The sequence below is a fragment of the Desulfovibrio sp. genome (assembly GCF_047607245.1).
GTDB lineage: Bacteria > Desulfobacterota > Desulfovibrionia > Desulfovibrionales > Desulfovibrionaceae > Desulfovibrio.
Map to the genome: position 1 here is coordinate 42,257 of NZ_JASGDK010000104.1, position 25,270 is coordinate 67,526.

Consider the following 25,270-nt stretch of genomic DNA (forward strand, 5'->3'; position numbering starts at 1 on the left):
GCCAGGAGTCTGCAAGGAGACCGGCATGCAAATTCCCGTGGTTCGCAATGTACTGGAAGCCAACGAAAAAATGGCGGCCCATGTGCGCAAGCGTTTGTCTGATAATGGGATTCTGACACTGAATCTCATCAGTTCGCCCGGTGCGGGCAAGACAACATTGCTCGAACGCACGCTGACCGATCTGGCGGGAGAGTTTCGCATGGCCGTGGTTGAAGGCGATCTGCAAACAGATAACGACGCCCGCCGTGTGGCTGCCACTGGCGCTCAGGCTGTGCAGATCAACACCGATGGCGGCTGCCACCTCGACAGCAATATGATCCTGACCGCGCTGGACAGCCTTGACCTCACAGGCGTTGATATTCTTTTTATTGAGAATGTGGGTAATCTCGTATGCCCTGTGGAGTTCGACTGTGGTGAAGACGCCAAGGTTGCCTTGCTGAGCGTGGCTGAAGGCGACGACAAGCCTGAAAAATATCCTCTGCTTTTCAATCTGGCGCGCGCCCTTGTGCTCAACAAGGTGGACCTGCTGCCCTATGTGGATTTTGACATGCAGCGCGCACGCAACTTTGCCACCAAGCTGAACAAGGATCTTGATATTTTTGAAGTTTCCTGCCGTCAGGGCCAGGGGCTGGAAGAGTGGTACACTTGGTTGCGCGACAAGCGGGCGGCCAAAAAAGAAGGGCGTCCCGTCTAGAGCAGTTTGGGCGTTGTTCAATGGCAGAACAGCGCTGCTAGCTGAATTTATTTATAAAAAATCCCGGTATGGACTCGTCCATGCCGGGATTTTTTGTGGAAAACTTCTCGTTGCCGCAACTACCCAGATATGGTGTAGCTTGGCCAATGCCCCACTGCTACAGGGCGATCAGAATATTTTTTGGTCAGAACATTGTTGCACTTGAAATAGTCGCAGACGAGCAAAATTCGCCTGCGACTATTTCAGGGCAAGGATTTGCGTACAGATCCTTGCAGAACAGTTGGCTCGTTTCATTCGTAAACTGCTCTGAAGCAGATTGTTCCTGAGCAGACTACAATTGCTGCGAGAACGAGCCCTTTGTGCAGAACGTGTGCTCCGTGGCACTCGGCTGAAATAAAGGGTGAAGTTCAACGTAGCGGCAATAGAGCGGCTCCTGTTAACCCCTGTCTAGCGACCGCCTTCGCTGGCCTGATAGGCGGCTACATCCACCACCAGATTTTTTGAACTGTGGCGCAGGGTCAGTGTAAACAGCTGAACGTCGCTTTGCGGCTTGTCGGCATCGGCCAGTTTGGGCAGCATAGCCGCTGGGGCCAGCATTACCGTGGCTTCGCCCTGGCCGGAAGACATAAAATAGTCCAGCACCTGCTGTAATATTTCTTTGTGTCTGCCGCTGTCGCTCTTGGGCATTTCAACAAAATTCATATCCAAACCGGGCAGCTCGGCCTGCCAGGGGGCATAGCCCTGGGCGTACAGGGTTGTCAGCAGTTTGTTCAGCGTGGCGGCGTCCAGCTTGCGGCGCAGTTCCATATGCTCAAGGCGGTCAGGGCCAGCCGACCGGAATATGCCGGACTTGCTGTTTTCCGACTGACCCGGCAACAGCCGGGCTGCCCAGACCATGCCTGCAAAACCAAGGCTGGTAAGTACGGCGTCATTGTCATCGTGGGGCGGGCTTTGATCCAGCAGGGCGCAAACATCCTTCATGTACATGCCGGGGCGAAACTGGTCCAGAGCGCAGACAGGCCCACTGTTTTCATCCGGCAAAAGGCTGCGCATGCGGGCGCTGAACTGGCGGCTGTCTCCCTTGCCCGTAACAAGGGTCAGTGTGTCGGGCTGCGGGCCAAAAGCCAGGCTTGCAGCCTGTGCCAGGGGAATGCGGCTGAAGGTCCACAGGGCCAGTCCTGTGTCCAGCCGCAACTCAACCGTGCCGCCGGGGTTTTCAATTTCTTCGCTGCCGCCGGGCGGCATATCAAGACGCATGAACTGCGTAACCTTGCCCCGCTGCAGATGAATATTGAGCAGATCTTCACCCGTGTTGTTGGCAATGGACAGGTTTTGCGGAGCTGCGGCCATGCTGGCTGTGCTCCACAAAAGGAATATGAAGCCGGCGAGGACCAAAGGCAGGCCACGCCGCGAACTATTATTGATGATCATGAGCAAACTCCCGAAGTCTTTGTAAGACACAAGACCTATACCAGAGCGCGGGGCGTGCCCGCAAGTCAGCCGGGCAGGGCTTTGTTGCCGTACTTTACGCTTGAAGCTGTGCCTGCTATGTTAAGCATGTTTGAACTCCAATAGAAGTATATATATCATTTATCAGGATTAAGGGAAAAGATATGCCTCCAGCTTTGCATAATTCGCCGTCAAGCCAGGAAGATTCACCAAAACGCCTGTGCCTGCGGCCCACCTCATTGCTGGCGGCCAGTTTTCTGGTTGTGGCGGCCATAGCGCTTGCCTATGTGGGCGGCGTCATGAGCGGCAGGGCATACTGGCGTTCTCACGCTGCGCAATCAGTTGTTGTGGGGGACGCTCAGGGCAAGGGCGTCATTGTTGAGCCAGTAGATGAAACTGCGCCCAAACAGCGCATTCTTGCACCTGAAGAGTTGCGGTTTGCCCGGTTGTTGCGTGGTGAAACTTTGCCGCCAGGAATGACTGACGGCCCGCAATCCCTTGCACCCGCTGCGGGGGGCGCGCAAGCATCTGCCCAGCCCGGTGCAAAGGCTCCGGCGGGTCAGCCTGCGCCCGGTGCACAACGTCAGCAGGGCGGCACGCCTGTAAATGCTTCCGCAACGCCTGCCGGGCAGGCGGCGCCAACCACTCAGGAAAACCACCCTGTTGTGCTGAACAGCCTGCAACCAGTGGGAAATATGTTTGACTACGTTTTTCAGGTCGGAGCCTTCAAGGATGAAGAGAGTGTTGACGGCTTACGCCAGCGCCTTGAAGGGCGCGGCCTGAGAACTCGCCTGCAGCGGTCGGGCAAGCTGCTGGTGATCCTGGTTCTTTTGAGGGGCAATGAGGCCAGGGCTGCGGAAGTGGTGCACGCCTGCGAGAGTTTGAATCTGGGCAAGCCCATTTTACGCAGCAAAACTCCAGTGAAACAATAAATTGGTGATGATGTTCAGAGGGTTCGGAGAGATGTTCAGCTTATTTGAAAATAGTAATTATTACTGTTTACAAACTCGTCCCATTCATGACATAGTCTGAGGGAGGGCAGGCAGTAGCTGCCCCTTGGCACCCCCACAGGCAAACCAAGGAGAGACACAATGCCGAACGATCAAAGCAAGCTCACTAACAATGCCGGTGCGCCGGTGGCTGACAACAACAGAGTGCTCACTGCCGGGCCGCGTGGTCCCATGCTTTTGCAGGATGTGTGGTTTCTCGAAAAACTGGCCCATTTCGACAGGGAACTTATTCCTGAAAGGCGCATGCACGCCAAGGGTTCTGGCGCGTACGGAACCTTTACAGTCACACACGACATCACGCGTTTTACCAAGGCCTCGATGTTTTCTCAGGTAGGTAAAAAAACCGATTTATTCATCAGATTTTCCACTGTGGCTGGCGAGCGTGGCGCTGCTGACGCCGAGCGCGACATCCGCGGCTTTGCCATGAAGTTTTATACTGATGAAGGCAACTTTGACCTTGTCGGCAACAACACCCCCGTCTTTTTCCTGCGTGACCCCCTCAAATTTCCCGACCTCAACCATGTGGTGAAGCGCAACCCGCACACCAACATGCACAGCGCTCATGACAACTGGGATTTCTGGTCTCTGCTTCCCGAAGCGCTGCATCAGGTCACCATTGTCATGAGTGACCGGGGCATTCCCGCCTCCTACAGGCACATGCACGGTTTTGGCAGCCATACCTTCAGTTTTATCAATGCCAAAAATGAGCGCTACTGGGTCAAGTTCCATTTCAAGACCCAGCAAGGCATCAAAAATCTCACCGACGCCGAAGCCCAGGAACTGATCGGGCGCGACCGCGACAGCCATCAGCGTGACCTGTTCGAGCATATTGAAAAAGGCGATTTTCCCCGGTGGACTCTTTTTGTACAGGTTATGCCCGAGCTTGATGCTGAAAAACTTCCCTACCATCCTTTTGACCTCAGCAAGGTCTGGTACCACAAAGACGTGCCCATGCATGAAGTGGGCGTGCTGGAACTGAACCGCAATCCTGAAAACTACTTTGCCGAAGTGGAGCAGGCTGCTTTCAATCCTGCCAACATTGTGCCCGGCATCGGATTTTCGCCGGACAAAATGCTTCAGGGACGTCTGTTTTCCTATGGCGATGCCCAGCGCTACCGCCTGGGCGTGAACCATCATCTTATTCCGGTCAACAAGGCTCGTTGCCCCTTCCACAGCTATCACCGTGACGGCCAGATGCGTGTAGACGGCAATTATGGCGGCTATACCAACTATGAACCCAACAGCTACGGCGCGTGGCAGGAACAGCCCGACGCTGCCGAGCCGCCGTTGAAGATCAACGGCGACGCTGATCACTGGTCTTATCCTTGCGACGACGCTGACTACTACGAACAGCCCGGCAAGCTGTTCCGCCTCATGGCACCCGAGCAGCAAGAAGCCCTGTTTGGCAATACCGCTCGTCAGTTGGGCGATGCGCCCAAGACCATAAAGCTGCGCCACATCCGCAACTGCGCCAAGGCTGATCCGGCTTACGGGGCGGGCGTGGCCCGCGCCTGCGGCATAGACCCTTCAGAAATATAGAGCACAGCTTCAGTGTTGTTGGTTAGCCCCTGCTAGCCCCGCGGCAGTACAAACTGTCATCAAATATCCCGCCCCGGTTTGCAAAAGCCGGGGCGGGCACGTTATGGGCTGGCGTAATGTTTCATTAGGCTGTTCATTTCCGGCAAACTGACAATGCTGGAGTTGCCGGACAACAGCAAAACAAATGGGACGAAGGCAAGGCGAGGTAGACAGCGTGAAAAATTGCCAATGGTAAATGGCGCTCACTCGCAAGATCTGCTGGTTGATCCCAACCTGCCATATTTGCATTACTGTTAGTGCCTTCACAAAGCAGCTGTTGTGGACAAGGCTCGCGGCACTGAGTATGTTTTGCACCTGCTGCCGCACATTCCATGTGGTGGCTGTATGTGACACGGCGGGCAGGGCAGTGAAATTTAAAGCCCAAGGGCTGTCCGCCAACCACCGGAAGACGAATACTGAACGTCCCAGGGGATCGGAGGGCCCATGCATATTTCTCGCAAGGTTGTGGGCATAGCTGCCGTGGCAGTTATAGTGCTGACGGCCTTTTTTTTATGGCGCTGGCTGGACAACAGGCATACTGGAAGCCTCACGCTCTATGGTAATGTGGACATCCGCCAGGTTGATCTGGCTTTTCGCGTGGCAGGGCGCATAAACGCTGTTCTTGTGGACGAGGGCGACAGTGTGACCGAAGGGCAGGCGCTGGCGCAGCTGGACGCCGACCTGTTGACCCAGCAACGGGATGAGGCCGCTGCCCGCCTTGAGGGAGAAAAGGCCTCTCTGGCGCGGCTTGAGCGCGGCTACCGCGTCGAAGAAATCGCTCAGGCCAAGGCGGCGGTAAGCGCCGCAACGGCTTTGTCTGAAAACGCCGCCATCAATCTGCACCGTGTTACGGCCATGCGCACATCCAACGCCATTTCCCAGAAAGAGCTGGATAATGCCCGCGCGCAGTCCCGTGAAACTGCGGCCAGACTCCGCTCCGCCCAAGATCAGCTGGATATGCTGCTTTCCGGCTACAGAGAAGAGGATGTATTGGCCCAGCGCGCTGCCGTAGCTGCTGCCGAAGCCGCTCTGAACCGGGCAGAAATTCAGTTACAGGACAGTGTACTGACGGCCCCGCAAAAGGGCGTTGTTCTTACCCGCGCCCGCGAGGCCGGAGCCATCGTGCAGACAGGGCAGACTGTCTATACGCTCACGCTCACAGATCCGGTCTGGCTGCGGGCCTATGTTGATGAACCTGATCTCGGGCGCATCAAGCCGGGTATGGCGGTGCGCGTGCTGGTGGATGCGGCTCCTGGCAAAAGTTTTCCCGGCAAGGTGGGTTTCATTTCACCCACGGCGGAGTTCACGCCCAAGACTGTGGAAACCCGTGAGGTACGCACTGCACTGGTCTATCGGCTGCGCGTGCAGGCCGAGGACCCGGAAAATCTCATGCGTCAGGGCATGCCCGTCACCATCATTGTTGAAGAGGCAGCCCGGCCATGAGCGCGTCGGTGACGGCTCAAACCTCGGGTGTTGAGGGGAAGCCAGCCGTACAATTGCGCGATCTGGGCATGGTTTTCGGCAAGGGAAGTCATGCCGTGACTGCTTTGAACAGCATTTCCGCAATGGTGCCCGCGGGATGTATAACTGGCCTTGTGGGGCCGGATGCAGCGGGCAAAACTACCCTTATGCGCATTCTGGCTGGGTTGATGCTTCCAACGCACGGCGAGGCAATGGTTTTTGGCAGGCCGCCACAAAAACTTGTGAGCGAGAGCGCCAACAGCATAGGCTACATGCCGCAGCGCTTTGGCCTGTATGAAGACATCAGCGTAATGGGCAACCTGCTGTTGCACGCCAGCCTGCGTGGTCTGGAAGGGCAGGCACGCCAGAACATGTTTGACCGCCTGTTGCAGTTTACCTCTCTTGCGCCGTTTACTGGCAGGCTGGCCGGGCGTCTTTCCGGCGGCATGAAGCAAAAACTCGGTATTGCCTGCGCTCTTTTGGGCTCGCCACGCCTGCTGCTTCTGGACGAGCCGGGGGTGGGGGTTGACCCGCAATCGCGCCGTGAGTTGTGGCGTATGGTGCAGGATCTCAGCCGTGATGGCATGACTGTCATTTGGGCCACAGCCTATCTGGATGAGGCCGAGCGCTGCACACAGGTTATTGTGCTGGATGAGGGTAGCGTGCTCTACGCCGGAGCCCCGGAGGATTTCACCAAACGGGCGCAAGGGCGGGTTTTTTTGCTTAAAACGCCTGCCGGAGCCCACAGGCGGGAACTGGCCGCCTGGAGCATGCGCCCCGGTATTGAGGATGCACTTGTGCAAGGCAGCCGCATTCGCTTGGTATTGGCTGAAAGCGCCTCCCCGGAACTGCGGCGCGAGGTTCTTGAAAAGGGCGGCGAGGCCGTGCCCCCGCGGCTGGAAGATGCCTATATGAGCGCTGTGGGCGGCATTGATCAAAATCCTTCACCCTACGGAAAACTGCATGTGGGCGATGGGGCAGGCCAGCTAACAGGGGGGCCTGATTCAAATGTTCCGCCCCAGCCGAGCATTGAGGCCAAGGGCCTCACCAAAACTTTTGGCGACTTTACCGCCGCCCGCGACATCACTTTTGATGTTCGCCCCGGAGAAATTTTCGGTCTTCTTGGGCCCAACGGAGCAGGCAAATCCACCACGTTCCGCATGCTCTGCGGCCTTTCGCGTCCTACTTCCGGCCAATGCGCTGTTGATGGCATGGACCTGCTCACGGCGGGCAGCGAGGCCCGCGCCCATTTGGGCTATATGGCACAAAAATTTTCTCTGTACCCGGATATTCCGGTGCTGGAAAACATAAAAATATTTGCGGAACTTTACGGGCTGAGCCGCAAGCGCCGCGATGCCTTGCTGCCTGTGCTGGCTGACGCCCTGAATTTGCAGAATTTTTTGCGCAGCCGTACCGCTGATCTGCCACTGGGACAGAAGCAGCGCCTGGCCCTGCTGTGCGCCACCCTGCACGAGCCGCCCGTCCTTTTTTTGGACGAACCCACTTCCGGCGTTGATGCCCGTACCCGCCGCGATTTCTGGAAGCATATTTCGGCAATGACCACTGCCGGGGCCGCTGTTCTGGTCACCACGCATTTTATGGAAGAAGCCGAATACTGCGACCGTATTGCTCTTATTTACCGTGGGGCTATGATCCGTATGGGCACGCCTGACGAACTCAAGGCTTCCTGCAAGACTGTGGAAGATCCCACGCTTGAGGAAGCCTTTATTGCCAGTATTGAAGATTACGACAGGCAGCATCCCCAGTAGCGCGTGCGTATACGGACCACAACGCGCGTCAGCACGGCGCGTCTGCTTTTTGTGAAGATGTATGAAGCAAAACCTCTGGCTCCAGCAGCTGTTTGCCCTTGTCCGAAAGGAATTTCAGCAGATTGTGCGCGACCCGTCCTCCTATCTGGTGGCGGGTGTTTTGCCGTTGATCTTTCTGCTGCTTTTCGGATTCGGCATCACGCTGGATGCGGGCGTGCTGCGCCTTGCTGTGCTCAATGAAAGTGGCGGCAGGCATTCTTTGGACCTTGCGGCCAACTTTGCGCACTCCCCCTGGTTTTCAACGCAGAGCGTCGGCAGTATGGACGAGGCCGCCCGGCTTATGCGCGATTCGGGTGTGCAGGGAATTCTGGTGTTCAGGCAGGATTTCGACGCAGCGCTGGAGCGCGGCGGGGTGGGGGAACTGCAGGTTCTGGTGGACGGATCTGAACCCAATACGGCCCAATATATCCAGAGCTACAGCCAGGGCCTTGTGACCCGATGGCAGACTACGTCCTTGCCCGGTGGCGTGGCGGCGCAGCAGCCCATTAACCTGCAAACCCGCTTCTGGTACAACCCGGCAGCCAAAAGCGTGCAATTTCTGGTGCCAGGGGCCATTACGGTTATCATGACGCTTATCGGCACGTTGCTGACTTCTCTGGTTTTCGCCCGCGAGTGGGAACGCGGCACGATGGAGGCTATGTTTGCAACGCCTGTCAGCCGCATGCAGTTGTTGCTGGGCAAGCTCATACCCTATTTCTGTATGGGCATGTTCAGCATGACCTTGTGCGCTGGGGCGGCGGTGCTGCTTTTTGGGGTGCCCTTTCGCGGTTCCTGGTGGGTGCTGTTGTTGCTCTCTTCAATCTTCATGCTCAGCGCACTTGGGCAGGGGTTGCTTATTTCCGTAACTTTGCGCGGGCAGCTTGTGGCCGCCGAGGCGGGCCTGTTTTCCGGGTTTCTGCCAGCGCTGCTGTTGTCTGGCTTTGTTTTTGACATCAACAGTATGCCTCCCGTTTTGCAGGCTCTTACCCGTCTGTTGCCCGTCAGTTACTTCAATACCTGTCTGCGCACCATTTTTCTGACAGGCGATGTGTGGGAGATTTTCGGCCCCAGTCTGGCTTTTATGGGGCTGCTGGCTACCGTCTTGCTGGGGCTGGTTTATAAAAATCTCGTCAAAAGGCTGGATGTGTGATGGCGGGGCGCGGCGTTGCATCGTCTGCTTCCACTGCGGCCAAGGGGTTTTGGACGCGAGTGGCTGCCCGTCTTGGCGAGTTTTTTCCACGCCTGAACGTACGGCGTATGGCCGTCATTGTGCGCAAGGAACTGCTGGTGTTGCTGTGCAATCGCGTTTCGCGCATGCTTATTATTGTGCCGCCCCTCATGCAGATCGTGATCTTCGGCTGGGCAGCCACTATGGAAGTGCGCAATGTGGACGTGGCTGTACTCAATTACGACAGCGGGCGCTGGAGCCGCGACATCGTGCATGCTATTGAAGGATCGCCCACCTTTCGCGGCGTGGGGCATTTACAGGGCGAAGGACAGATACGCCCTGCCATAGATCAGCAAAAAGCGCTTTTTGTTCTGGTTTTTGATGAGGAATTTTCGCGCCGTATTGATAAGGGCGAACCGGCGCAGGCGCAGGTTATTCTGGACGGAAGGCGCTCCAATGCTGCGCAGATTGCAGCCTATTATCTTGAGCGCATGGTAGCCCAGGTAGCAGCAGCCACGCCGCGTGGTCAGGCCATGCAAAGCGATGCTGCCGAAGTTCCCCGGCTGGATATTCGCATGCGCTGCTGGTTTAACCCCAACCTGGAATTTCAGTGGTTTTTTCTGCCCAACCTGATCGGCATGCTGAGCTTCATGCTGGGGCTGGTGGTCACGGGGCTTTCCGTAGCGCGTGAACGTGAAGTGGGCACTTTTGACCAATTGCTGGTTTCGCCCGCCATCCCTACCGAGATTGCTTTGGCCAAGCTGGTTCCCGGCTGTCTTATTGGCATGGTGCACGGCACCATATTCTTGCTTATTTCAGTGTTTGGTTTCGGCGTGCCCTTCACCGGATCAGTGGTGCTGCTCTATCTGGCCATGCTGGTATTTGCGGCGGCTGCAGGCGGGGTGGGACTTATGGTGTCTTCACTGTCAGCCACGCAGCAGCAGGCGTTTCTGGGCGCGTTTACGGTGGGGGTGCCCTGTATACTTATTTCGGGCTCAGTGACGCCCGTTATGAACATGCCGCTGTTTTTGCAGCATGCCAGTCAACTGAATCCCCTGCGGCATTTTACGGCCATCACGCAAGGGGTTTTTCTCAAGGACATCACAGTGGCCGCCGCAGCGGTGAGTCTGGGCAAGATAACCTGCATCAGCATTGTGACTGTGGGCGTGGCGGTGTGGATGTTCCGGCGTAAGGCATAGGCAATTTCAGGCGGCAGCCGCCCGCCGGGAGGTGCAGGTACAGCCCGTCTTTGTCCCTTGTTATCCGCCGTGTAAGCAGAATGACGGTACGCCAGAGTTGGAAGCAAAATATGTAAACGTCGGCCGGTTTGCAGACCAGCCGACGTTTTATAGCTTTATGCGGCCCGGTAAGGCCAACTTTGAGCAACGTATTGTCAGGATTGGCTGTGGTCGGAACCAGAGCCTTGGGCAGCATGTTGCTGCACAGAGTCGTGGGACGCCTGATCTGCCGTATGTGTTGCGGCCTGGGCATTGCCCTGAACAGCCGTCTGTGTGTCCTGCGTGGCTGCCGCTGCATGAGAAGCAGAGGATGCTGCCTTGGGTATGCCGCTGTTTTGCCCGGTTGGGGCGGGGTGCGGCACGCGCTGCACTCTGCCCACAATGGTGGCTATGACCACAATGGAATACACGTAGGCAATAAAGCCCACCAGCACGACCGCGTTTTTAGCGATCCAGGTATTGGGCGTGATGTCGCCGTAGCCTATGGTCAAAATGGTGATGTAGCTGAAATAAAAAAGATTGTTGATGGCATTTTCGCCTTCGCCCAGCCCATTGAACGAGCCGGGGGTGGCAAATTCGATGGCCAAAAAAAGATAAAAACCGCAGTAGGCGATGAGCATGAGGCCGCACACAGCCGCGTAAACTATGCGGGTGGTGACCATATGGGCATGGGCTATCTGTCGAAAAACCTCAAGAGTCACGCTGCCAAAAAAACAGATGTAGAGCAGCAGCACTTCCGCCAGCAGGCTGCTGGCAAAAAAGAGGTTCAGTGATCGACAGATCATCAGCAATACGCCAAAAAGCACAATAAGCCAGATGACGCGCTTTTTGAATTCAAAGAGCACCAGCCCGGCCAGCAACTGAAACGGCAGGTAGATGGACTGGGCCATGCCGCCGTATATATTGTCGGGGAAAAAAATGTTGAAAATAAAAACGCAAAGTAGGGAAGCCATCAGCAGCTCAAACCGGTAAACATAGAGCTTTGCGCGATAAGAATTCAGTTTTTGCAGCATGGTACCCTCACTGGGAGGCGATATTACAAATATTGTTATCGTCGGGCAAGGGGTGGCGAAGGCCTTTTTGTGGACACGAAAGCCCGTGGTCCGTAAAGTGATTCAGGTAAGCTCTGTCAGGGCAAATTGCCGTTAAGAATTCGTATGTTAAAAACCTGAAAGCGCTCTTTCTGCCATTTGTTGGTATAAATAAACAATGCTGCTGCCCTGCTTGTGGACACTTCAACTGCCATATCAGGCACGCCTCTGAGCGGCTGATGCTTCCTGCGCTTGGCGGGTAGCTGCTCAGGCTGATGCAGAGCAATTTCAAAATACTTGCTCAAGAAAATAATGGAGAACGCCATGCTTTTTTTTAGCCGTTTAAAAACTACATGGGTGCTGTTTTGCCTTCTGGCTCTTTGGGGCCTGTCGCCCTTGGTCAGCAGTGCTCAGGCAGTGCCTGTGACTACAAAATACTACAGCATTGAACTGCCCGCGGACTGGGTAATTGTTAACGGCCCAGGTAAAGTGAAGGATGCCATTCAGGTTCTGCTTGGCCAAAAGGACCATAAAGCCTCGATACTCATAATCGTCGGCCCTGCCAAGGCTGGAGAAGCCGAAGCCGCGGTCAAGGCCAATGCGCAGCGCCTGGGGGGAAGTACTCCGGTACAGCGTCAGGGCCAGTGGGAGTTCACTTTTGAGCAGCAGGGCGTCAAAGGCTACGGGATTGTGCGGGAAGACAAGGCTTCCGGGGTGCTGCTCATGATGCTGGTCAGTGGTGATCTTAAAATGGCCAACTTTGTGTACAACATACGCGGACCTTACAAGGCCCTTATGCCTTTGAAGCCGCAACAGCCTTAAGGATTTTTTAATAATCCTTTTTGTCCAGCTGGTTGCGTAAAAGATCATTTTTCCCTTGTCTCTGGCGCAAGAGCATCTTTCTGAAGATTACCCGGAGATTGTTTCAAAAGACGTCTTCTCCCTGTTCTGCCCGCAACCGCTTTACTTGTGGGCCGGACATGTAAGGGGAGCGTTAAAGCAAGCTGGATTATCTGTTATGGACGCCAACTCATTCAGCTGGTGATAACCGCGAAAGGGTTGCAGTTCATTGTAAAAAGCCCGAAGACATTTGCGTCTTCGGGCTTTTTACATTCTGTTTTTCAGGGAAGCCGTTACGCGGAAATCCTTGAAGCAGCTTAACGTTAATCCGCTTAAAGCAAATTACAGATAAAAGGCTTCAAGCAGTGTCGTCACTAACCGAAAAGGCGCTCGTGACAACCCTGTCTAACGGATAAAGTTGGTAGCATCCCAGGGTTCAGGCGTGGGCGGGTTGATTCCGGCGGCCTTGCCAGCGGCAATGCATTTGACAAGCCACGCCATATTGTCGCCAAGGGTACGCATGATCTGCATGCCTTCCTTGTCCTGCACCACTTCTTCGGCATTGTTGCCGTGCACGGAGTTCCAGTACTGTGAAGAAACTACGGGCATGCGGGCAATGGTGAAGTATTTGTTCAGCCTGTCAAAAGAGGCGCTGGCTCCACCGCGGCGGCAGCTTACGATGGCTGCTGCGGGCTTGAAGGCATAGGGCGCGGATTTCATGAAGAACACACGGTCAAGCAGCGCGCAGAGTGTGGCGTTGGGGCCGGCATAGTACACGGGGGAGCCAACAACCACGCCATCAGCGGCGCGCAGCAGGTCAATAACTTCATTGACCTGATCATCTTTGAAAATGCAGTAGCCCGTATCTTTGCATTTACCACAGGCAATACAGCCGCGAATGGCTTTGGAGCCGATCTGGATCATCTGGCTTTCGACGCCGTTTTTTTCCAGTTGGGTTGCAACAGTAGACAGCGCCGTGAAAGTACAGCCCTTGGGATGCGGGCTGCCATTGATAAGAAGCACCTTCATAAAGAACTCCTTTTTTCGCCGTTCAGGCATCATGCTCGGGCGGCAGATTTTTTAAAAAAGTTAACAGATCCGTGGTGTTGTGATTCCTGCATGCCAGATAACAGCCAGTATATTGCGCATGGGTCAGGCTGGTCTGGTATGCGGGGTAGCGCCGTGTGCCGGAGGCAAAGGGCAATTGTAAAATTGCTCCAGCTTTGGGGTGTATGGGCAGCCAGAAGTCTTCAAGCGGGTGCACGTAGGCGCGCCGGGTTTCTTGCGGCAGACCGCCCAAACCCAGCAAGCGCAACAGGCTGTCAGCCATATGAAACAGCAAGGTGCGGCCAGGGTGGTTAACGGTGATGAAAAGTTGCTCTTGCTGCCACAGCTCACGCAATAATGGTGCACAAACAATAGGGCTTTCGGCCTGTTTTTCTTCTTCGCGCCGCAGGCTTTCTTCCGCCTCGGCGGCCACATCGCCCATAATGGCTGGCGTGGCGCGCAAATATACGTGCAACGCTTCTTCCGGTGTCAAACCACGCGCAAGCAGGCTTTCAAGCAAACTGTCGCCAAAGTTGATGTCCGTCTTGTTGGTCCAGAACGGCCAATATCCTTTAAAAAAAAGATTTGGAATTTCAATTGACTGACAATTCTTTGGCAGGCGAGGCAGAATCTGCCCGGTGGAAATGTCGCCCCATTTGGGGGCAAGGCGCTGATAAAGAAAGAGCGCGCACTGGCTCAGATCGCCGTCGTCAATATTCTCCCGCGTGTAATTGACGTAATGGCGGATAGCAAAGCGCTTCGCAAAGGCCGGGGTGTTCTCCAGCAATGGCCGTAGCGCCTCGCCCTGACAATTGGCGTGCAGAAGACAGAGAGCCTTTGGCATGGGAGTTTTCCGTGGCGGGTAAGGCTGGCCTAGCTTGTTTCCAGATAGGTTGCGCTTTGCGCGCCTTTTTCAGAAACAGTAACGCTGTACAGGCGTACAAGCTGTGCCTGCGGGTCGGTGTGAGCTGCCAGCAACGCTTCCATGCCCTGCCAGATATGGCGCGCCAGATTTTCCGATGAAGGATTGATGCGGTCAAAGGGCGGAGTCTCGTTGAGCAGGCGATGGTCCAGAGCGTCCAGCACTGCCTTGAGGCCTTTTTTCAACACCTTGAAATCGAGCAGCATTTCGGTGCCAGCAGCAAGCTTTTCGCCTTCTACGGTAAGCTCAACAGCAAAATTATGGCCATGCATGCGCTCGCACTTGCCTTCGTAGTGCCGCAGCGCGTGCCCTGCGGAAAAATCATCACGCACCGTGAGACGCCAGAGTTTTTTTGACATCAGGACAATATCCTGTAGACCACGAAGGCCGATAAAATGACAACAATGATGGCCAGCACAATACGTGCGTTCTGGTTCCACTGAAAGCTGGAAGGTTCGATGTCCAGATCAGGGTCGCCCGTGGATGGAGGAGTGAAAATGCGCTGCAGCCAGGAGAAAAAAGACATGTAATACCAGCATTTTTAGGGTTTTGCCCTCGGGCTTTTCTTTTGCGAGAATAGCAACTGCGTGAGATTTGTCAAAACAAGCTTACGGGCCGTCAGCCGTTCAGAAGCGTATTGACGCCTGCCCGCGCCCTTGCCACACTGGCTTCATGAAATGGCCCCTTGTTACCATCAATACCGGATCCGGCGCAGTGCGGGCCGTGGCCCCCTTGCTGCTGGCGGTGAGCCGCGCCACGGATGTTCCGGCTTTTTACATGCCCTGGTTCATGAAAAGGCTGGAGGCCGGGTACGCGTGCTGGATCAATCCATTCAGCGGCAAACCGCAGTATGTGTCGTTGGCCCGGGCCCGCGCCGTTGTCTTCTGGAGCAAAAATCCCGAACCCCTTATCCGGTATCAGGCAGAGCTGGAGGCTCGCGCTTTTGCCTACTACATGCAGTTCACGCTCAATGATTATGAAGCTGAAGGATGGGAGCCGGGACTGCCGCCAATTTCTCAACGGGTAGAGACATTCCGCCAACTGGCGGATTTGTTGGGGCCGGAACGTGTGGTATGGCGATTCGATCCTCTTATGCTGGCCGCCAACCCCGGCTGCCGCATGCTCACCTGTGAAGACCTGCTGGAACGGCTGGAGCGGCTGGCTCAATCTCTCACGGGCTGCACAACAAAGCTTGTTTTCAGCTTTGCCGACATTGCCCCTTACCGCAAAGTGGCTGGCAATTTGCGGCGCAAAGGTGTGATCTGGAGAGATTTTACGCCTGATGAAATGCGCCATATGGCGTCGGACATCGCAGCCATCAGCGCAAGGTACGGCATGCGGGCCTTCACCTGTGGCGAAAAGGCAGATCTGTCTGCTCAGGGCGTGGCCCACAACCGCTGCACTGACCCTGAACTCATACTTCGCCTGACTTCCCGCCATCCTGACATACTGGATCTTTTTGGCCTTGCCGTTGCTGAGCAAATGGCGCTGCCGGGCGTGCCCGGTGCTTTCGGTTCGCCTCCGGGGGCAGATTATCCCCGTGATCCAGGCCAGCGGGCGGTCTGCCTGTGTGTACCCTGTAAAGACGTAGGCCAGTACAATACCTGCCCGCACGGCTGCGTCTACTGCTATGCCAACACTTCAGAAGTGGCGGCGAGCAAAAATTTTCATGCACATAATGTGGACGGGGAGTCCATAGCGGCCATGCCGAGCGGCTTTGCTGGAGAATAAGGAGTAGTTTTCCAAATGGCTGCGATCTTCTGTTTTGGGGAGCGTGTTGACTGATATGTGATCTGGTCATATATTTCTTCAGTCATATAATTGCTCTGGCATACCAAAATACGGAGTAGCAATGCACGGCGAATACCTCGAAGAATCCTATATTCCCTTTCAATGCTTGATAATAAGCGCGCTTAACAGGTTTAGCGTTGGCGGCGTATCCACGGCACAGTATCAGGTACTGGACGCGCTGGCATCCTGCGAAAGCAAAACCACCAAGGAACTGGCCGTTATCCGGGGTATATCGCAGTCGGGTGCATCAAAGTTGACCAAGCGTTTGCTTGATAAAAAATACATAGAACAGAGAAGGAGCGAGCATGACAGGCGTTCGTACCACATATCCATCACACCCGAGGGCAGGAGCTTTCTTGAGCGAGCCGAAAAATTCAGAAATGAAATTCTCGTGCGTATAGAAGGTTCTTTGTCGCCAGAGGAAATCAAAATATTTTCTGACCTTTGCCGCAAGATTACAGATTCGGAAGATTCCTGCTGTAAAGAGCGAAACTAAAAAGGGACAGGCGGATGAAGTTTACTGGCAGTATCGCAATCGTTACCGGGGCTTCCACTGGCGTTGGTGAAGCAATCGCGCAGGCTTTGTTCGAGAGCGGCCTTACTGTCGTCATTACGGCACGTAGGCTTTCTGGCTCTACCGAAACCGCACGGCGCATTGATCCTTCAGGCACGCGGGCTGTAGCAATGGAAGTTGATGTCAGAGACCATCTTTCAGTGAAGAAGCTAATTGAGTCTGTAATGGCGCGGTTCGGGGCACTTCATTACATGGTCAACAATGCGGGCATTACCGGGCCGCACGGCGTATCCATCTGCGACTACAGTATAGATGACTGGCAGGATGTCATGCAGACGGACGTGAGCGGCGTCTTTTACGGCATGAAGTACGCCATACCCGCCATAATGGCATCTGGGGGCGGCGCGGTGCTCAACCTGTCAGCTGTAAACGGAGCAGCAGGCATACCCGGCATTGCGCCGTACACCGCAGCAAAGCATGCGGTACTCGGCCTGACCCGGTCAGCCGCGTTGGAGTATGCAACGGCGGGGGTGCGCATTAACGCCATCGCGCCGGGATATGTGGATACACCACGCATGAAGGAACTGCCGGATGATGTGCGTCAGCAAATGGCGGCAACGCACCCGATGGGACGTATGGCCGAACCGTATGAAGTCGGCAGGACGGCAGCTTTTCTTTTGTCGGACGAAGCCTCGTTCATCACTGGCGGATTTTACCCTGTGGATGGCGGATATACTGCAAGATAGAGCAGCTTGGCATGGATTTGTGATGCTGGAGCTGTTAACTTTTTTCAAAGTTACCCTGCTCTAGGGGCTGTTTTTAAATAATTCTTTTGTCCAACTGGCTGCGTCAAAAGGCTATTTTTTACTCACGTCATGTACCGCAAAAGTACACTCCTCTCGTAAAAAAGCCTTTTCCTTTGCCCTTGCGCAAAATCATTTATTTAGGAACAGCCCCTAGTACGGCGAAGTTATGAAAAAGCAGGCGTGGCGCCCTCCACCGGAGAACGCCACGCCAAATATATGTACCGGGCCCAAACAGACCTGATCAGCAGAGTTAAAGGTCCACGAGCTACATGCCCAGGTAGGCGGTGCGCACTTCTTCGCTTTTCAGCAAATTGGCGGCGCTGTCACTCATGACAATGCGGCCATTTTCCATCACATAGCCACGGGTGGCAATGCGCAGAGCCTGGTTGGCATTCTGTTCCACCAGAAAGACCGTGGTGCCGTTGGCGTTGACCTTCTGAATAATGGAAAAAATCTGCTGAATGATAATAGGCGCAAGCCCCAGCGAAGGTTCGTCAAGCAGCAGCAGTTTGGGGCGTCCCATCAGGGCGCGGCTGATAGCCAGCATTTGCTGTTCGCCGCCAGAAAGCGTGCCGCCTGCCTGCTTGCGACGTTCTGCAAGAATAGGAAACAGGCTGAACACATAGTCCAGATCGTCCTTGACCCCGTCCTTGTCCTGCCGCAAAAAGGCCCCGAGATCCAGATTTTCACGCACGCTCAAATCAGGGAAGATCAAGCGGCCTTCCGGCACCTGAGAAATACCGAGAGCCACAATTTCGTGCGGAGGCAGCGTGTGTATGGGCTTGCCGTACCAGAATATTTCACCCTGACGGGGACGGTTTATGCCGCACACAGTCATGAGGGTGGTGGACTTGCCCGCACCGTTGGCCCCGATAAGGGTTACGATGTCGCCTTCATCCACCTTGAGCGAAATGTCCCGCAGGGCTTGGATATTGCCGTAAAAGGTATCAACGTTACGCAGCTCAAGCATCGCTTTCTCCCAGGTATGCCTTGATGACGCGCGGGTTGGCGCGTATTTCTTCGGGTTTGCCGGTGGCGATGCACGAACCGTACTCCATAACGTAAATACGGTCTGAAAGAGACATGACCATGCCCATATCGTGTTCAATCAGCAGAATGGAAAGCTGCTGGTCGTCACGGATAGAGCAGACCAGATCCTTGAGCTCGTTGGTTTCCTGCGGGTTCATGCCTGCAGCGGGTTCGTCCAGCAGCAGCATGCGCGGCTCTGTGGCCAGAGCGCGGGCAATTTCCAGGCGACGCTGCGCGCCGTAAGGAAGGTTGCGGGCGGTTTCGTTCCAGAGGTCTTGCAGGCGCACAAGTTCCAGCAGGGCATAGCTTGCGTCGATGCTTTCCTGTTCTTCGCGGCGGCTGCGGCCATCACGCATGATTGCGCCAAGAATTCCCGCGCTGGTGCGGCAGTGGCGGCCAATCATAACATTCTCAAGCACTGTCATATCGCTGAAAAGGCGGATATTCTGAAAGGTGCGGGCCATGCCCATAGCCGTGATGACATGCGGCTTTTTGCCGTTGAGCAGCTGGGGGTCGCCCTGGCTGTCGTGAAGAAACATCTTGCCCTCGGTGGGGGTGTAGATGCCTGTCACACAGTTGAAAAATGTGGTTTTACCAGCACCATTGGGGCCGATAAGAGCTACAATTTCACCACTGTTGACTGTGAGCGACAATTCGTTGAGCGCCCGCAGACCACCGAAATCCTGCGACAGATCCTGAACTTCAAGCACGGGTCTCATTGGCGGCCTCCTTCAGTGCCGTGGAGGGCGCTGATGCGGTATCGGCGGCGTTCACCGCTGATAAGGCCCTGAGGCCGGAAAATCATCATGATGACCATGATGGCTCCGAAAATAAGCATGCGATATTCCGAAAAGGCCCGCAGATATTCTGGCGCAAGAATGAGAATGAGAGCCGCTATGGCCACGCCCGTAATGGAGCCCATACCGCCAAGCACCACCATTGATAAAATCATGGCTGATTCCATAAAGGTAAAGCTTGACGGATTGATGTAGGTGGTCTTGGCCGCAAAAATAACTCCGGCAAAGCCAGCCCAGCAGGAGCCGAGGGCAAAGGCCGAAAGTTTGACGCGCATGATGTCGATGCCCATAGCTTCGCAAGCTATTTCATCTTCGCGCAGGGCTTGCAGCGCCAGGCCCACTCGTGAGTTTTTGAGCCTGCTGATAACCACGATGGTAACCACCACCGCCACCAGTACAAGATAGTACACATAGGTAGTGCTGGTGCTGATGTCCATCTGCATGCCGAAAAAGCCGGGGCGGGGAATATCGCTCACGCCGCGCGGGCCGCCTGTGAGGCTGGTCCAGTTTTGCAGTGCCAGACGCACGATTTCGCCAAAACCAAGCGTGACAATGGCGAGGTAGTCGCCGCGCAAACGAAGTACGGGAAAACCCAGGGCCAGACCAAAGATAACAGCTACAAAGCCGCCAATGGGCAGGCATACCCAGAAGCCAAAGCCGAAGAACTGGTGCAGAAGGCCATAAGCGTAAGCGCCCACGGCATAAAAAGCCACATAGCCAAGCACGAGCTGTCCGGCAAGGCCAACCACGATGTTCAGACCCAGAGCCAGCATCACGTAGAGCAAGGCCGAGATCATGATGTTGGTCTGATAAAACGAACTCACCAGCGGCATGGCAATCATGATTGCCGCAAGAACGGCCAGACTGGTCATCATGAGCTTGGGCTTCTGCGACATGGCAGCCACGGCGGGTCCAAGTCCAAAGCCATCAGGCAGCTTGATGATGGCAAGCCCTCTTGCCTTGCGTGAGAAGCACCAGTCCCAAAGCAGGGCAAGCCCGAAAATAGCTATGCCCAAAAGTACGATACGATCCAGACGCCAGGTGACGGTGCGTTCGATGGTATTCAGCTTGATGCCAAGAACGGGCAGCGTGAGCAGCATGAACCAGAGTGCCGCCACAGCGGCCTTGATAACTCTTTGCATGGCTACACCTTCTGCACTTTGGCTTTGCCCAGAATGCCGTCGGGCCGGAAGATAAGGATGAGGATCAGTATGGCAAAGGCCAGCATGTCCTCATAGTTGCCCGAAAAGTATCCAGTCGTGAAGCTTTCGGCCAGTCCCAGCACAAGGCCGCCAAGCATGGCTCCGGGGATGGAGCCGATGCCGCCGAGCACTGCCGCCGTAAAGGCTTTGAGACCCGCCAGAAAGCCAATGCCAAAGTTGACCTGCCCCATATGGGAGGCAATGAGCACGCCGCCCAGAGCCGCCAGGGACGAGCCAATGATAAATGTCAGCGAAATAATGCGGTCGGCGTTGATGCCCAGCAGCAGAGCCATTTTGCGGTTCTGCGCCGTAGCGCGCATGGCCTTGCCCATTCTGGTGTAGCGGATGAAGAGCGAAAGGGCCAACATGGCCAGGGTGCTGACCATCAGAATGAGAAAATCACTGGGACCCATAACGTTGCCGATATGGTCAAGAAATTCCATTTCCGGAAGCAGGTTCGGAAAAGGCACAAAGTCCGCCGTCTGAGCCAGCAGCACATAGTTCTGCAAGAAAATGGACATGCCGATGGCGGAAATAAGGGGCGAAAGGCGGGGGGCGCCGCGCAAGGGCTTGTAAGCCACCTTTTCAAGCGTGTAGCCGTATGCCGCACACCAGACGATGGCCGCCAGGGCTGCAACTATCAGAATGCCCCCGGCGGGGAAGCCATACACGCCCAGCACTCCGGCTACCAACAGGGCCGTGAAGGCACCGAGCATGTAAATTTCGCCATGCGCAAAGTTGATGAGCTCAATAATGCCATAAACCAGGGTATACCCCAGGGCAATGAGCGCGTAGATACTGCCTCTGGTGAGTCCACCAAAGAAAAGTTCTATAAAAAATTGGATATCCATGCCGTCCCGCGTGCCAGAAGTCAGTTGCTCACTGGCATAAGTTCCGTTGTGCCGTCGGCCAGGGCCGAAAATGCGTGCGAAAACGGGGGCGCGGCCTTGGCCGCGCCCCCCTTGATCATCTATTCAAGGACGATGCTGTGGTCGAGTTCCACAAACTTGCCGTCTTTGACCTGGTAAATGGAAAGGCCCATGCCAGCGGCATCACCCTTGGCGTTGAAGCTGAGCTTGCCCAGCGGGGTGTCCACCTGGTTTTCGCGCAGAACTTCCTTGATCTTGGCGGTATCGGTGCTGCCGGCCTTTTCCATCGCGGCCAGCAGGCACTGAGCCGCTGCATAGGCGTTGTAGTAGCCGAAGCCGGGTTCGCTGCCGAAAGCCTTGATGTGGGCTTCACGCGCCTTTTTGTATTCGGGCAGGGTACTGGTATCCTTGGGGTAGGAGGCGTAGGTGCCTTCGCTGTCCTTGCCAGTCATCTTGAGGAAGGTTTCGTCCTTCACGCCGTCGGGGCCGATGAGCGGGGTCTTCAGGTTGTCGCGGCGCATCTGCTGCAACAGCTTGGAGGCCACGGGCTGGTAGCCGCCGAAAACAATGATGTCGGGCTTGGCGCGGCGCAGTTTGCGCACCACAGCCGAAAAGTCCACGGCATCAGGAGTAACGGCTTCAAAAAGCACGGTTTCCGTGCCGCCCTTTTCCATTAATTCGCGGTTCTTGTCGGCAAAACCCTTGCCGTAGTCGCCGTTATCGTGCAAGTAGGCGACTTTTTTGACCTTGAGGTTGTTGAGCATGAAGTCGCTGGTCAACGAGGCCTGGGCATTGTCGTTGGCCACTGTGCGGAAGAAGAGCGAATTCTTTCCGTCTTCCGTCAGGCCGGGCGTGGTGGCAGTGGGTGACACTGCAATAAGAGCGGCTTCCTGAAACATTGGCAGCGAAGCCTTGGTGGGGCCGGAGCAGATGGGGCCGACAACGGCGTCAACTTTATCGGAAATAAGTTTGGTTGCAGCGTTGGTAGCCATTTCAGGCTTGCACTGGTCGTCCTGAGCCACCACTTCAATGGTGCGGCCAAGCAGCCCGCCCTTGGCATTGGCTTCGTCCACGACGATCTTGACAGCGTTCAAGCTGGGCACGCCGTAAGAGGCCAGATCGCCGGACTGAGCACCCTGAACGCCGATCTTGATGGGATCAGCAGCCTGAGCAGGCGCGGCCAAAGTCACGCAAACAGCCATTGCGGCAAGCCATGTCATACCTTTTTTCATCTGCCCCTCCTACGAGAAATTGTGCGCGCAGACTTTGCACGTCAGATTAGATGAAGGCTTTTTTATTGCCTTATTGCAGACCTTCTGTCAATGCGAGGTTCCGGCGTTTGTCAAGTCTCAACTGGGAGATGGGCAGGATTGTGTGCGACGTAAAAGAAGAAGTTCGAATGCGGGTTTTTCACATTCGAACTTCTGCAAACAAGAGCTGTGTGACAGCCGTGCCCTGTCAGGAACTGACCGTCAGAAACGGCGCTATTTAGTTTTTTTCTTGTGGCTTGAGCGCATGTGCAAGCGCATGGGCGCGTGGGTGATTTCAAAGATTTTTCGCAGAGCCCGTTCAAGGTAGCGCGTGTAGCTTTCGGGCACCCGCTCGGCGTCGCTCACGAAAAAGACGAAGGTCGGCGGTTGGGATTCAGCCTGGGTAAGGTAGAAGAACTTGGCCCGCACCCGTTTGACCACGGGGGGCTGGTGGCGGGTAAGTACTTCTTCCATAGCGCGGTTGAGCTTGCCTGTGGAGATACGGACGCTGCATTCTTCATGAATTTTCTGCGCCAGAGGCAAAATCTTGCCCAGATCTTTACCCGAAAGGGCAGAAACCAGCAAAACAGGCACATGCTGGCAGAAGGACAGCAGTTCGTTGATATTTTTTCTCAACTGATCCAATGCGTTGCGTGGAACAAGATCGCATTTGTTGATAAGGATCATGAAGGGAGTCTTGCGCGTGTTGAGCATGTCCATCAGGCGCTTGTCCTGCTGGCTCACGCCTTCTGTGGCATCCAGGGTCAGAACGGTAACGTCTGCCTTGGTGGTCGACTTGATGGCCGAGTTGACTGAAAATTTTTCAACGCTATCCGTAATTTTTGTGCGGCGGCGAACCCCCGCCGTATCCACAAAGGTATAGTCCTTGCCATTCTTGGTGAAGCGCACGTCCACGCTGTCCCGTGTGGTGCCAGCCACATCGGAAACAATCATGCGGTCTTCGCCTGACAGCGCGTTGATGAGAGAAGATTTGCCCGCGTTGGGGCGTCCGAGCATGGCCAGACGCAGTGTCGGCGGGGCCGGAGGCTCTTCGGAGCTTTCTTCGGGCAGCAGGGCGGTGAGGTCTTCAACAAGGGCATTCATGTTGTGGCCGTGCTCGGCAGAGACCGCCAACAGGGGAAAGCCCAGGGCGTGAAACTCGGCCATGCGCTCGTCTTCATGCTCCGCGCCGTCAACTTTGTTAACGACACAAAGCGTGGGCAAGCCTTTACGCCTGACATGTGCAGCCAGATGTTCGTCCAGCGGCAGCAGGCCATCGCGGCCATCCACAACAAAGGCCACGGCCGTAGCGTCTTTCAACGCAGCCTCGGTCTGGTTCAGAATATCCTGCTCAAAGCCGCGAATGCCTTCCGGGCCTTCAACCACCGTAGCGTGAGCGTCAAGAGTAATGCCGCCCGTGTCTACGATGCCGAAAACGGGCATGTCCTTGCGCCGAACCACGCCGTCCATGCGGTCGCGGGTGATGCCGGGCCTGTCGTGGGTGATAGCGCGATTGCTGCGGATGAGACGATTGAACAAAGTGGACTTGCCCACATTGGGGCGGCCCACAAGAATGATGCGTGGCAGATTTTCAGCCATGACGATAACCTTGTGGCGGCCTGAAGATGAGGCCGCTTGCAGTGCGCGGGGCGCATTTAATATGGCCCGCCAGCGCGGACTCTAATGTAAAAGAGAAATTGTAGCACCATCGTCGTTCAATGGGAAGACCCCACACTGGGGGGCCGGCGGCAAGGCCAGGGCGGTGCCACAGTCAATGGGTTCAGGCAAGGCGGTCAGGGCACGTTGGCCTGTCCAGGCAGGCAAGCTGGTAAAAGGCGGGCTTTCGGGCAGAATCATCCGCAACGCGTGCAGATACAGTGCGGTTCCAGGCCGGCCCGTGCCGTATTTGGCGTCGCCAAGCACAGGGTGCCCCAGATTTGAAAGCTGGGCGCGTATCTGGTGCGTGCGGCCTGTAAGAAGGCGAATCTGCACGAGGCTTGCTCCGTCTTCAATCTGTATGGGCCGTACCAGGCAAAGCGCTTCTTTGCTTTCGGGGGCGTCCGCACTTACCGCGCACATTTTTTCGAAGCCACGCACGCTGTCCTTGCGCAAAAAATGCCGCACAAGGCAGGTTTCTTCATGGGGCCAGCGGCCTGTAATCCAGGCCACGTACTCCTTGATCATGTGCTGTCCGCGCAGGGCACGCTGGGCTTCATCCAGGGCTGCATAGGATGCGGCCACAAGCAGAATGCCAGAAGTTTCCCTGTCCAGCCTGTGTACAGGGGTGGGCATAAAGCTTGCTTCTGAAAAATGCTGTGCCAGCCGTGTTGTCAGGCTGTCTTCGTGTCCGGTACCGGGATGGGTAGGCAGCCCTGCGGGTTTGTCAAAGGCCCACAGGTACCCGCTGGTGCCCACAAGAGGAGGCAGAGGCGGTGCGCTTTCAGGGTCTTTATCGTTGCGAGCTTCGCGTACGGGGTCTGGCAGCGCCGAATCGCACTGCGCGGACATCCTTATGGCAAAAGGCGGCAGGCGAACAGTATCGCCAGCCTGTACGCGAGAAAAAGGTTTGCATCGGCCACCGTTTATTCTCACCTGACCAGTGCGCACCCAACGGTGCAGCATGGCTTGAGGGAGATTCAGACGGCGCTGCAAAAACTGAAGTAATTTTTGGCCGCTCTCGGTCTCCTGCACAACGGGGTATTCAGTTGCGGGAGAGTCCACGGCCAGAGTAGGGGGAGGGTTATCGTCCGACATGGGCACACTTTG

At 55.7% G+C, this 25,270-nt stretch carries 24 protein-coding genes; 11 read left to right on the forward strand and 13 right to left on the reverse strand.

Annotated elements, in window-relative coordinates:
• Window positions 1-25 precede the first annotated feature (25 nt).
• Window positions 26-694 (forward strand): hydrogenase nickel incorporation protein HypB, encoded by a 669-nt coding sequence (gene hypB / locus QM579_RS08595; protein ID WP_414998752.1) that lies wholly within the window; start codon window positions 26-28, stop codon window positions 692-694.
• A gap of 447 nt (window positions 695-1,141) precedes the next feature.
• On the opposite strand, the gene QM579_RS08600 is transcribed toward hypB, so the two are convergent.
• A complete protein-coding gene (locus QM579_RS08600) occupies window positions 1,142-2,125 on the reverse strand; it encodes a peptidoglycan glycosyltransferase (protein WP_414998753.1) in 984 nt (327 codons plus the stop codon).
• Between the two features lie 182 nt (window positions 2,126-2,307).
• On the opposite strand from QM579_RS08600, the gene QM579_RS08605 reads away from it, so the two are divergent.
• The 6 genes from QM579_RS08605 (at window position 2,308) to QM579_RS08630 (ending at window position 10,367) form a co-directional block, all read left to right on the forward strand.
• Entirely contained in the window at window positions 2,308-3,075 is a 768-nt protein-coding gene (locus tag QM579_RS08605) for an SPOR domain-containing protein (RefSeq protein ID WP_414998754.1), read from the forward strand.
• Between the two features lie 159 nt (window positions 3,076-3,234).
• Complete coding sequence (locus QM579_RS08610; RefSeq protein WP_414998755.1) at window positions 3,235-4,692, forward strand: catalase; 1,458 nt, start codon at window positions 3,235-3,237, stop codon at window positions 4,690-4,692.
• A 483-nt stretch (window positions 4,693-5,175) separates the two neighbouring features.
• Entirely contained in the window at window positions 5,176-6,174 is a 999-nt protein-coding gene (gene hlyD / locus QM579_RS08615; RefSeq protein WP_414998756.1) for a secretion protein HlyD, read from the forward strand.
• Entirely contained in the window at window positions 6,171-7,961 is a 1,791-nt protein-coding gene (locus tag QM579_RS08620) for an ATP-binding cassette domain-containing protein (protein ID WP_414998757.1), read from the forward strand. The genes hlyD and QM579_RS08620 overlap by 4 nt, the downstream gene beginning before the upstream one ends.
• A 61-nt stretch (window positions 7,962-8,022) precedes the next feature.
• Window positions 8,023-9,150 carry an ABC transporter permease gene (locus tag QM579_RS08625; RefSeq protein WP_414998758.1) on the forward strand — a complete coding sequence of 376 codons (1,128 nt, stop codon included), beginning with the start codon at window positions 8,023-8,025 and terminating at the stop codon, window positions 9,148-9,150.
• Window positions 9,150-10,367, forward strand: a complete 1,218-nt coding sequence (locus tag QM579_RS08630; protein WP_414998783.1) for an ABC transporter permease — start codon at window positions 9,150-9,152, stop codon at window positions 10,365-10,367. The genes QM579_RS08625 and QM579_RS08630 overlap by 1 nt, the downstream gene beginning before the upstream one ends.
• Window positions 10,368-10,561: 194 nt before the next feature.
• On the opposite strand, the gene QM579_RS08635 is transcribed toward QM579_RS08630, so the two are convergent.
• Window positions 10,562-11,419, reverse strand: coding sequence for an ion channel (locus QM579_RS08635; protein WP_414998759.1), 858 nt, complete (start codon window positions 11,417-11,419; stop codon window positions 10,562-10,564).
• Window positions 11,420-11,761: 342 nt separating this feature from the next.
• Between QM579_RS08635 and QM579_RS08640 the strand changes: the two genes are divergently transcribed.
• The gene (locus QM579_RS08640; protein WP_414998760.1) at window positions 11,762-12,259 is read left to right on the forward strand and encodes a hypothetical protein; all 498 of its coding nucleotides are present in this window, start codon (window positions 11,762-11,764) and stop codon (window positions 12,257-12,259) included.
• Window positions 12,260-12,682: 423 nt separating this feature from the next.
• Here QM579_RS08640 and QM579_RS08645 read toward each other — a convergent pair whose 3' ends face one another.
• The 4 genes from QM579_RS08645 to QM579_RS08660 are packed head-to-tail and all read right to left on the reverse strand — an operon-like array spanning window position 12,683 to window position 14,772.
• A complete protein-coding gene (locus QM579_RS08645; RefSeq protein ID WP_414998761.1) occupies window positions 12,683-13,306 on the reverse strand; it encodes a flavodoxin family protein in 624 nt (207 codons plus the stop codon).
• Between the two features lie 22 nt (window positions 13,307-13,328).
• Entirely contained in the window at window positions 13,329-14,168 is an 840-nt protein-coding gene (locus QM579_RS08650; protein WP_414998762.1) for a WcbI family polysaccharide biosynthesis putative acetyltransferase, read from the reverse strand.
• A 29-nt stretch (window positions 14,169-14,197) separates the two neighbouring features.
• Window positions 14,198-14,605, reverse strand: a complete 408-nt coding sequence (queD, locus tag QM579_RS08655) for a 6-carboxytetrahydropterin synthase QueD (RefSeq protein WP_414998763.1) — start codon at window positions 14,603-14,605, stop codon at window positions 14,198-14,200.
• Window positions 14,605-14,772 carry a hypothetical protein gene (locus QM579_RS08660; protein WP_414998764.1) on the reverse strand — a complete coding sequence of 56 codons (168 nt, stop codon included), beginning with the start codon at window positions 14,770-14,772 and terminating at the stop codon, window positions 14,605-14,607. Before QM579_RS08660 ends, queD begins: the two co-directional genes overlap by 1 nt.
• A gap of 146 nt (window positions 14,773-14,918) precedes the next feature.
• Between QM579_RS08660 and QM579_RS08665 the strand changes: the two genes are divergently transcribed.
• From QM579_RS08665 to QM579_RS08675, 3 genes are all read left to right on the forward strand, one after another.
• Window positions 14,919-15,977: a DUF1848 family protein gene (locus QM579_RS08665; protein ID WP_414998765.1), complete on the forward strand. Its 1,059-nt coding sequence runs from the start codon at window positions 14,919-14,921 to the stop codon at window positions 15,975-15,977.
• Between the two features lie 121 nt (window positions 15,978-16,098).
• Window positions 16,099-16,533 (forward strand): MarR family winged helix-turn-helix transcriptional regulator, encoded by a 435-nt coding sequence (locus tag QM579_RS08670; RefSeq protein WP_414998766.1) that lies wholly within the window; start codon window positions 16,099-16,101, stop codon window positions 16,531-16,533.
• 14 nt (window positions 16,534-16,547) lie between these two features.
• Window positions 16,548-17,297, forward strand: coding sequence for an SDR family NAD(P)-dependent oxidoreductase (locus QM579_RS08675; RefSeq protein WP_414998767.1), 750 nt, complete (start codon window positions 16,548-16,550; stop codon window positions 17,295-17,297).
• A 325-nt stretch (window positions 17,298-17,622) separates the two neighbouring features.
• Here QM579_RS08675 and QM579_RS08680 read toward each other — a convergent pair whose 3' ends face one another.
• From QM579_RS08680 to QM579_RS08710, 7 genes are all read right to left on the reverse strand, one after another.
• Window positions 17,623-18,327: an ABC transporter ATP-binding protein gene (locus QM579_RS08680; RefSeq protein WP_414998768.1), complete on the reverse strand. Its 705-nt coding sequence runs from the start codon at window positions 18,325-18,327 to the stop codon at window positions 17,623-17,625.
• The gene (locus QM579_RS08685; RefSeq protein ID WP_414998769.1) at window positions 18,320-19,105 is read right to left on the reverse strand and encodes an ABC transporter ATP-binding protein; all 786 of its coding nucleotides are present in this window, start codon (window positions 19,103-19,105) and stop codon (window positions 18,320-18,322) included. Before QM579_RS08685 ends, QM579_RS08680 begins: the two co-directional genes overlap by 8 nt.
• Window positions 19,102-20,325, reverse strand: a complete 1,224-nt coding sequence (locus QM579_RS08690) for an ABC transporter permease subunit (protein WP_414998770.1) — start codon at window positions 20,323-20,325, stop codon at window positions 19,102-19,104. Before QM579_RS08690 ends, QM579_RS08685 begins: the two co-directional genes overlap by 4 nt.
• Window positions 20,326-20,327: 2 nt before the next feature.
• Window positions 20,328-21,236, reverse strand: a complete 909-nt coding sequence (locus QM579_RS08695) for an ABC transporter permease subunit (RefSeq protein ID WP_183718050.1) — start codon at window positions 21,234-21,236, stop codon at window positions 20,328-20,330.
• A gap of 119 nt (window positions 21,237-21,355) precedes the next feature.
• Window positions 21,356-22,486: a branched-chain amino acid ABC transporter substrate-binding protein gene (locus QM579_RS08700; protein WP_414998771.1), complete on the reverse strand. Its 1,131-nt coding sequence runs from the start codon at window positions 22,484-22,486 to the stop codon at window positions 21,356-21,358.
• A 252-nt stretch (window positions 22,487-22,738) separates the two neighbouring features.
• Window positions 22,739-24,103, reverse strand: a complete 1,365-nt coding sequence (der, locus tag QM579_RS08705; protein WP_414998772.1) for a ribosome biogenesis GTPase Der — start codon at window positions 24,101-24,103, stop codon at window positions 22,739-22,741.
• 81 nt (window positions 24,104-24,184) lie between these two features.
• The gene (locus QM579_RS08710) at window positions 24,185-25,258 is read right to left on the reverse strand and encodes a pseudouridine synthase (protein ID WP_414998773.1); all 1,074 of its coding nucleotides are present in this window, start codon (window positions 25,256-25,258) and stop codon (window positions 24,185-24,187) included.
• Window positions 25,259-25,270: the final 12 nt, after the last annotated feature.